The 1,422-nt window shown below is 38.1% G+C and carries 1 protein-coding gene and 1 pseudogene; both read left to right on the top strand.

Going from position 1 to position 1,422, the window contains the following annotated elements; translation table 11 throughout:
• Positions 1-550: pseudogene (locus K331_RS32325) on the top strand (hypothetical protein); the annotation flags it as partial.
• A 6-nt stretch (positions 551-556) separates the two neighbouring features.
• Positions 557-1,171 (top strand): pentapeptide repeat-containing protein, encoded by a 615-nt coding sequence (locus tag K331_RS0122455; protein WP_028592001.1) that lies wholly within the window; start codon positions 557-559, stop codon positions 1,169-1,171.
• Positions 1,172-1,422: the final 251 nt, after the last annotated feature.

Raw genomic sequence — 1,422 nt, 5'->3', positions numbered from 1 at the left:
TCCGGGAGGTTTTAGGAGATCAGAGCAGCCTCCTAAAGATCATTATGAGGATGAACCGAAAAGAAGGGAAGATAAGACTGAGGGGACGGGTGAAGGTAGTAGACCTAACCTTTATGATAAAAACGGAAAATATACTGGAGGAAGAACTCAAGAAGAGTTGGATGACTTGGCTCGTGACCCATCTCATGCTGGTAGAATCGAAGAACAAGGAATTAAAGAAAGAGAAGTTGGGCTTGATTTAGAAGAGCAGGGTGTTTTAGGGCGCATTGTTCGTGATCCTCAAGCCGATAAAGGTAGTGACCTTATTGACATCACTACAGGAATAAAGTGGGACGTTAAGAGTTTTGAATCGTATCCCCATGGTCATACTAGCCCTAAAAAAGGAGCGTTTACAGTTAAAAGAGCAATGGACAAGATTTATGGTGAGTTTGAAAAAGGGAATAGTGTCATAATTGATACGAGAGAGTTAGTACCCGAACATATTCAACAATTAAGAAAGGCGATTGAGGAAGATGGAATTGCTGATCGTATTATATGGTATCCTACGTGAGGAGGCATGATCATTTTGGAGAGTGATTTTGACAACATTATTGACCAACTCCAGAAACATAAATTATGGGTGGATACTGTCGGAGAACAAGGGAAGAAGTTGGGGTTAGATGAAATTGATCTAAGGAACATTGATTTAAGAAATTATTCTTTAGATCAAGCATATTTTACAGAATGTATATTTAACTCTATGAATTTACAGAATAGTGATTTTCATAATTCAGTATTATGTTCTTCGAAGTTTATCTCTGCCAACTTATATGGAGCAAATTTTTATAAAGCAGACCTGTCGTATACTAATTTTTCAAAATCTTATATGCAGAATACAAAGCTAGCCAAGGCAGATTGCTATGAAGCAATTTTCCGTGATACTGATTTAACAAATGCTAACTTGATTGCTTGTCTGTTTTATGACACCAATTTTCAGAATGCCATATTAAAAAATGCAGATATCAGTGTTGCTTCATTTAAAAATGTTGTACTACATGGAGCTGATTTATCAGGTTTAAGGGGGGTAGAAGAAGCAATTATATCTAGTATTAATATCGGTACTCTCGATACTCCAGTTATTCTACGTGAAGAAGAAGCTAAGAGATGGATACAATCACAGGCAGGAAAGTAAGAATTACATTATTTATGAGCATGTTAAACAATTTAAACACTTGATAAACGTTCAGAGCTCATTCCCACTTGTATTATAAGTAGGAATGAGCTTTCTTTCATGTTTAAAATTTACGCACTTAGCAAGCAAGCTACAGGGCAGTTCATTCTGCAATATCAGGAGACGGACTGGGCTTTCCTGCAGCGCTTGGCCTCGCATGCGGGGGCCGCGCTCATTCCGAATACACTGTCCCATCGCCCTCAGATCTGGAT

This window comes from Paenibacillus massiliensis subsp. panacisoli DSM 21345 (assembly GCF_000426545.1).
Lineage (GTDB): Bacteria > Bacillota > Bacilli > Paenibacillales > Paenibacillaceae > Paenibacillus > Paenibacillus panacisoli.
This window is presented reverse-complemented; position numbering and strand designations above follow the sequence as displayed.

Coding starts and splice junctions, on each gene's coding strand:
- K331_RS0122455 (WP_028592001.1), top strand. CDS start 557: ATGATCATTTTGGAGAGTGATTTTGACAACATTATTGACCAACTCCAG.